At 37.2% G+C, this 1818-nt stretch carries 2 protein-coding genes; both read right to left on the bottom strand.

The features are described from left to right. Window positions 1-241, bottom strand: a 241-nt coding sequence (locus tag KL866_RS11320) for a hypothetical protein (protein WP_214995116.1), incomplete at its 3' end; no start/stop codon positions are given. 206 nt (window positions 242-447) lie between these two features. Then, on the bottom strand, window positions 448-1818 hold a 1371-nt coding region (locus tag KL866_RS11315; RefSeq protein WP_214995114.1), incomplete at its 5' end, for a hypothetical protein.

Below are 1818 nucleotides of genomic sequence, written 5' to 3'. Positions count from 1 at the left end.
AAGAAAACCAGTCAGGGGATTTATAAAAGGAATTTACAATAAGATATCCGCTGATAATACTTAAGGCAGGAACACTTGCTCGCCCTAAAAAATTTGAAAAGAATTGAAGTAGATCAAAACCATAAATATTTGAATGTTCAGCCCACACCTCAGGACCAGGGTTTACATGAACAAATGTCATAAAAAATATACATAGAAGTCGACATACATTTATTGCTTTTGAGTCACTTGCTGCTATCACCTTAATCTTCCTTGTATATCGCGAAATAGATGGTCTAAATTTTTTTGAGCTTCGACTACTTTTAAAATAGATTACATCAGCATCCTTTTTACTACAAGAATGCCGGAAGTAGAAAATCAATTTTAATTTTTATTGAAAAGAGAAGGTAGGGGAAAGGCGCACGCTCCCCTATATACCAAAAGATTTTTGGGACACTTAATAACTAGTTAACCACAACCTTGAAATGAATCAAGAAGCGTCGTTTTGATTCGTATTATTGACCCCACTTGTTGTAATAAATAGACGTATTGTCCATCATTTGTGAACTCTATATCCACCACTCCACTCTCATTAGAGAGTAAACAGGTCATATCTTTCCACACATCCTCATTAGAAGGTTTCAATAAAACCTTTCCATTTGCGCTTCCTCCCCAATTGACGGCGCCCGCAATCGTTAAGAGGCTTGTTGGTGATTTTTTGAAGCTTAGGAAAGCAGAGGATGATTCTTCCTTTAATACTTCAACGAATGAGTTCTGCTGCTCGTCAAACTTGTATATTACGGCACTGCCCCTAGCGCCTATCAAATATAGTGTGTCGTCGATATTAGCAATATCAAAAGCCCAAAGGCCAGCTGGAGCTTGTACAGTTTTAATCAACTCTCCCGTTTCATTATCGTTAAAATGTAGACTCTGAACATCATCTATGTGATAAGTCACAACATATTCATTTGTCTTCAAAAGAGCCCGATAAACACGATTACTAGGAGTAGAAAACACTTTTTCAGAAGTTGTCTCCTGTATGTCACTATTATTCTGGCGTGGAGTGTATTTTAATTTGAATAAACCGCCAGTAAAACCATCTTTGTATACAAGAATCTCATCATCTACTGTAAGTTTTCTAGAGTAACTTTGTCCCCAGAATGCTTCCGAACTGGCTCTATCAGTTGCATTGTCTATCTGCTGAACGTTAAGAAAGTTGTCGTTTTTATCAGCTGTTAATAGATAATCTTGTGCTAAGTTCCATGGTGAAAGCGTTGCAAATACGCCTTGTTCATTGCTATTAACTGACCAAGTATGCCCCGCTAGAAGCCAATCACTGCCTCTCCTTGGGAAAATCTGAGTAAATTTATTTGGAGTTTCTAATGGCATTGATACTAAACCATTATCCATACTAGTAATGTATAACTTACCATTGTCGATATGTATGTCGGTTCCAACAAAATTGCTGGCGTCGCGAGACTTTTCATAAAATTTACTCGTACGAACATCATAGGTATATATACCTCTGAAGTCGCCAAACCATATTTTCCCTGTTACAGAGCGAGGCATACCCAAAGGCTTAGTCATTACCTTTCTCCATTGTCTGAAAGGCAGAGATGTATCGAAGCTAATAGGAACTTTTTTACCAATAACTAAACCTTCAGGGGTTGAAGTCAACTTGTATAGTCCGGAATTCCACATGCTTCCTAATGCAATTAGGTGGTTACCTTCTGATGTAGTATCCTTGAGCACATTGAGAATAGATTTATTTTTTAGGTCAACAGTAATTAAAGCAAATGAATCTAGTTCGAAAATTCCTTTTTTCGTATATATAAGGGC

This window comes from Alteromonas sp. ALT199 (assembly GCF_018619335.1).
Classification (GTDB): domain Bacteria; phylum Pseudomonadota; class Gammaproteobacteria; order Enterobacterales; family Alteromonadaceae; genus Alteromonas.
The sequence above is the reverse complement of the archived record's forward strand: the minus strand, read 5'-3'. Positions and strand labels throughout refer to the sequence as shown.